Here is a 3,454-nt window from a genome sequence, read left to right on the forward strand (position 1 = left end):
CGTGTTCGACAGCATGGCGTCGATGCGGCCGGTTTGCTTGATGTTCTCGTGGGTATCGCCGGTGGCGTCGAAGCGGGCCCGGCGCTCGGCGTCGCCAAGGATCTCCCAGGCGGTCTGCACGTCCTTGAATTTGGCCTCGGCCCTGGGATTGCCGGGATTGCGATCCGGATGCCAGCGCTTCGCGAGCTTGCGATAGGCCGCCTGGATTTCGTCCAGGCCGGCCGAGCGGTTGACGTGCAAGATTTTGTAGGGATCGATCACACGGCCTCCGCCTGAGTCTTTGATTTGCCACATGATCTGACTCCTTAAAGGCCGGCCCCCGGACTTACAACGAGGACCGGCCGCTCCCAGCGACACGCCGGGATAACCCTGGCTTTCGCGTGAATCAAAAGCCGGCCCCTGTTATCGCCACAGGGGCCGGCGTGCCCACCCATCAGAATCTCAGCGGTGGCATGAGGCGCAGCCGCCGCCTCCGCCACGATGGAACAACCTCGACAGCAGACCGCCGCGGCCTCCCCGTCGGCAGCCGGCCTCGCTTTCGGATGCGATCGCCAGCCAGCAGGCGCCAGCGATCAGGGCCATGACAAAGAGCTTCTTCATGGTGCAGACCTCCGTGAAAAGAACGGGCGAAACAATTGATTCATTTTCCGAAACAGTTGATTCACGCAGGCCGCAGCGCCCGCGTCGTGTCCGGTTTTCGCAAGTCGTCGTAATAGGCCGCGCACGCTTCATGCAGCAGACGGCTCGCTTTGCCGATGGCGTCCATCATTAGCTCTTGCTCGGCCGCCGTCAGCTTGCCGCCACGGTTGAGCAGCGGCTTGACGAGCTGCACCAGGCCAAACGCTTCCAGGGTCTTCGCGGCGATCTGCTTTTCGGTTGGCTTGCTGGCTTCGTCACGCATATTCAAAAGCCTCCAGCTGGATTCGAACCAGCATTTCCGATTTGGTTTTACGTCGCGATCCGCACAATGCGCATCTTGCGTTTCTCGCGATAACGGCGACCTGCTTTAGTCGATGGAGGCCGCGTTCATTACTTGAAACCAGCCCAGTCGAACAACTCGTCGGGCGTCGTGAGAATAGGATTGCCGCGATACATCAAATCCGGCTCGCATGGCTCGAACATCACGACCGCGCCTTGCTTGCCGGCACCGATCGCCCAGCCGAACTCGAACGAAGCTGATCGACCGGAGGGGAGCACGAGCACGCACGCGTCGCAAGCCTTGATCGCGTTCATGTCGAAGCTGAACCCTCGCTCGGCAATAGGGTGCTCCAAGGCCTTGCGGTATTGATCGGGGGTCCAGTTTTTCCAGTTCGGGTCGATTTCCGTCCAGCGAAAACCGTCATTTCCTGGAACAGGACTGCGGAAGTCGTAAACCTCATGGCCGCAATTCCGGAGCATGGAAACGACGGCCGGCTGCAAGAGATTCCGCCAACTGGATGCGACGTAGATTTTCACTTGATCGCCTCCTTGAAGGCCTTGCCCGGATCCTTGACGCCGGCGTCAACCATCGCTTTCGTCATCGGGCAATCGACGGTGGCGTCATGCCAGCAATACTGCAGCACCAGGAGCAGCCCGAGCGCCCGGGCCTGGCCGAGGCATTCCTCCCAGATGGCCTCGCCCTGGGTTTGCGGACCGTTGCGGTAGAGTCGCTTCTGGAAGATGGGACGGAGCTGCTCCCAGGCGATCTGCTCCAGCTTGACCTTGTGGTCGCGATTGGCGAAATCTTCCCAGGCGCCGTCATCGCGGTAATCATGCCTCTCATCGCAGCCGAAATGCAGCACCAGGGCGTCGAGCATGCCGGTCCATTTCGGCTTGAACGTTTCGAGCTTCTCGCTCCACAGTTCGCCGGCGCGGCACATGCGCTTCAGCTCCAGCGTTTTGAGTCGATCCTCGCTGGAAGGCGGTTCGGCCTCGCCGGTCTCCTGATCGACCTTTGTTTCGCGGCCGCTATTGCCGACGCGTCCCGAGGCGACCGGCTTGACATATTTCACGGTGCCGGCGTCCTCGCCGGTGACGAACACGGCCGGCTGCGCGTCCTTGTCGGTTTTTTTGCAGACGTTGTAGTCGTAGGACTGCTCGAACGTCGCCGGGTCCAGGGCATCGGTCAGTTCCTTGGGAACCTCGCCGAGGGATTTCAGCAGAATGGGCTTCGTGCCTTTCTGGTTCAGTTCGTTGACCTTGACGGCGACGATCGCGGCCTGCTTGGCCTTCCAGCAGCCTTCGTCGAGGCAGCGGTCTTTTTTCTGGTCAGCCAGCTCGGGGAACAATAACGCCTGCGCCGAGCTGCGTTTCGGGCATTGATCGCAGCTGCCGGCGTCAGGCAGGAGAAACGGATCGTCGAGCTTCCAGGCGGCCTGACTCAACAGGCGGGTGAACTCCTCCAGGAACTCGACCAGCTCGTGACGCGGTGGGGTGGTGCCGATGTGTTTTTTGCCGTCGAAGAATCCCCACATCGAATCCATCTTCTGGTTATCGACGATCGCCTCCAGGATCATCGGCTGGACGTCTTTCGGGATCCGCGCCAGCAGCGGCAAATGCGTCAGCGGCCATTCCTGGTCGATCACCAGCTGCCTCAGCTCGGGGATCAGCTTGCTCACGGCCAGGCGGACGGCGACCCACTGCGGCGTGCGGCCGAGCCTTGCCGCCAGGTCCTCGACGCGGACCGAGCTGCCGTTGCTGCCGGCCAGGTCGGCGAGCTTGCGGGCCTCTTCCCAGGGCGTCAAATCGACGCGCTGGAGGTTCTCGATCGCGTGGACCTCGGCGGCCTGGCGATCGTCGAGGTCCATTTCCTTGACCTCGATCTGGTCCCACTTCAGGATCTTGGCCGCGCGCAGGCGGCGCTCGCCGGCGATCAGCTCGAAGCGGCCTTTCTTGCGCGGGCGAACCAGGAGCGGCGAGAGCTGGCCGCGCTCCATCATCGTGGCGGCCAGGCCCTCCAGCTCGGCTTCGCGGATCTCGTCGCGATTGTCCGGCGGAATGTCGATCAGTTTCAAAGGGATTGATTTCGTGGCCATCGGCTTGCGTCCTCCAGGGGTTTAGGGGTTGTTGGTTCTCACATCGCGTTCTTTTCGAATCCCGGCATGGCCACCGGTTCGCCCCGCTCGATGCGGCATTTCGGGCACATGCACTTCGTTGCCACGATTATGGCCACCAGCTCGACGCCGGGCGGCAGCGCCAATTCAACCTGTTTGGCGTGCGTAACCGCCTCGGTGCAAGGCAGGAAGCGCGAGAGGCCCACGCAGCGGGCCGCGACTCGAACGATCAGCCAGCGGAGATTGAAAAGCATCACAAATCCTCCAGTTATAGCAGTTCTTGCAGCCGGGCGCGACTTTTGTGCAGCCGGACCACGGATTGAACGTGTGGTCGGTCCATTCGATTGCGGAGTTTTCGGCCATTGTCTGTTAACCTCAAAACGGCGGTTCACTCTTCGCACCTGCCATGGGGGGGGGCGACA

Annotated in this window: 6 protein-coding genes and 1 pseudogene; all 7 read right to left on the minus strand. The window is 61.8% G+C overall.

Going from position 1 to position 3,454, the window contains the following annotated elements:
• The coding region (locus Q0C64_RS13255) for a J domain-containing protein (RefSeq protein WP_294124314.1) at nucleotides 1-294 on the minus strand (294 nt) is incomplete at its 3' end.
• Between the two features lie 147 nt (nucleotides 295-441).
• A complete protein-coding gene (locus Q0C64_RS13260) occupies nucleotides 442-600 on the minus strand; it encodes a hypothetical protein (protein ID WP_294124315.1) in 159 nt (52 codons plus the stop codon).
• Nucleotides 601-661: 61 nt separating this feature from the next.
• Nucleotides 662-901, minus strand: coding sequence for a hypothetical protein (locus Q0C64_RS13265; RefSeq protein ID WP_294124316.1), 240 nt, complete (start codon nucleotides 899-901; stop codon nucleotides 662-664).
• 128 nt (nucleotides 902-1,029) lie between these two features.
• Nucleotides 1,030-1,455 carry a hypothetical protein gene (locus Q0C64_RS13270; RefSeq protein WP_294124317.1) on the minus strand — a complete coding sequence of 142 codons (426 nt, stop codon included), beginning with the start codon at nucleotides 1,453-1,455 and terminating at the stop codon, nucleotides 1,030-1,032.
• On the minus strand, nucleotides 1,452-3,014 hold the full coding sequence (locus Q0C64_RS13275; RefSeq protein WP_294124318.1) for a ParB/RepB/Spo0J family partition protein: 1,563 nt from the start codon (nucleotides 3,012-3,014) through the stop codon (nucleotides 1,452-1,454). Before Q0C64_RS13275 ends, Q0C64_RS13270 begins: the two co-directional genes overlap by 4 nt.
• A 38-nt stretch (nucleotides 3,015-3,052) precedes the next feature.
• Nucleotides 3,053-3,286, minus strand: coding sequence for a hypothetical protein (locus Q0C64_RS13280; RefSeq protein ID WP_294124319.1), 234 nt, complete (start codon nucleotides 3,284-3,286; stop codon nucleotides 3,053-3,055).
• Between the two features lie 40 nt (nucleotides 3,287-3,326).
• Nucleotides 3,327-3,395: pseudogene (locus Q0C64_RS13420) on the minus strand (DUF5131 family protein); the annotation flags it as partial.
• Nucleotides 3,396-3,454 lie beyond the last annotated feature (59 nt).

It is taken from the genome of Sphingomonas sp., assembly GCF_023266535.1.
GTDB lineage: Bacteria > Pseudomonadota > Alphaproteobacteria > Sphingomonadales > Sphingomonadaceae > Sphingomicrobium.

What these genes read in the sequence shown, in the direction of transcription:
- Q0C64_RS13260 (WP_294124315.1), bottom strand. Translation starts at nt 600, where the DNA reads ATGAAGAAGCTCTTTGTCATGGCCCTGATCGCTGGCGCCTGCTGGCTG.
- Q0C64_RS13265 (WP_294124316.1), bottom strand. Translation starts at nt 901, where the DNA reads ATGCGTGACGAAGCCAGCAAGCCAACCGAAAAGCAGATCGCCGCGAAG.
- Q0C64_RS13275 (WP_294124318.1), bottom strand. Translation starts at nt 3,014, where the DNA reads ATGGCCACGAAATCAATCCCTTTGAAACTGATCGACATTCCGCCGGAC.
- Q0C64_RS13280 (WP_294124319.1), bottom strand. Translation starts at nt 3,286, where the DNA reads ATGCTTTTCAATCTCCGCTGGCTGATCGTTCGAGTCGCGGCCCGCTGC.